General features: G+C 73.9%; 1 pseudogene. It reads left to right on the forward strand.

Annotated elements, in window-relative coordinates:
- Window positions 1–3: 3 nt before the first annotated feature.
- Window positions 4–573: pseudogene (modA, locus tag GH736_RS23815) on the forward strand (molybdate ABC transporter substrate-binding protein); the annotation flags it as partial.
- Between the last annotated feature and the right edge of the window lie 146 nt (window positions 574–719).

A 719-nucleotide genomic window follows, 5' to 3' on the forward strand; every position in this document is an offset into this window, starting at 1 on the left:
GGCCTGGCCGCGGTCGCCGTCGTCGCGTTCTGCGGCTGTGCGGCGGTCGACGGGCCTGCGGGAGGCCGCTCCGCTGCCAGCGGGTCCGACGCCTCCGCTTCGACGAGTCCCCGCACGGATGCCACGCCGACGACGCTCACCGTCTTCGCCGCCGCGTCGCTCACCGAGGCGTTCGACGCACTCGCGGCGGACTTCGAGGCGCAGCATCCCGACCTCGATGTCGCGCTCAGCTACGGAGGCAGTGCCGCGCTCGCGCAGCAGATCGTGGAGGGTGCACCCGTCGACGTCTTCGCCTCGGCGGCCGAACCGCAGATGCGGGTCGTGGTCGAGGCCGGGCTGGCCGAGGACGCGGTCGTGTTCGCGACGAACACGCTCGAGCTCGTCGTGCCGGCCGGCAACCCCGCTGCCGTCACGGAGCTCGCCGACCTCGCCGACCCCGACCTGCGCATCGCGCTCTGCGACCCCACGGTGCCCTGCGGAGCGGCATCCGACGCCCTGCTCGCCGAGGAGGGCGTGACCGCGTCGCCCGACACGCTCGAGTCCGATGTGAAGGCCGTGCTCACGAAGGTGGTGCTCGGGGAGGTCGATGCCGCCCTCGTGTACCGCACCGACGCGCGTGCCGCGGGCGACGGCGTCGGCGATCGGCACGCCGTTCTCCTGCGTGCCGTCGCGGAAACGGAAGCTCACGGTCTCGCCCGCGCGGTCGTTCTCGCCCGCGA

Origin of the sequence: Agromyces humi (assembly GCF_009720255.1) — a bacterium.
Lineage (GTDB): Bacteria > Actinomycetota > Actinomycetes > Actinomycetales > Microbacteriaceae > Agromyces > Agromyces humi.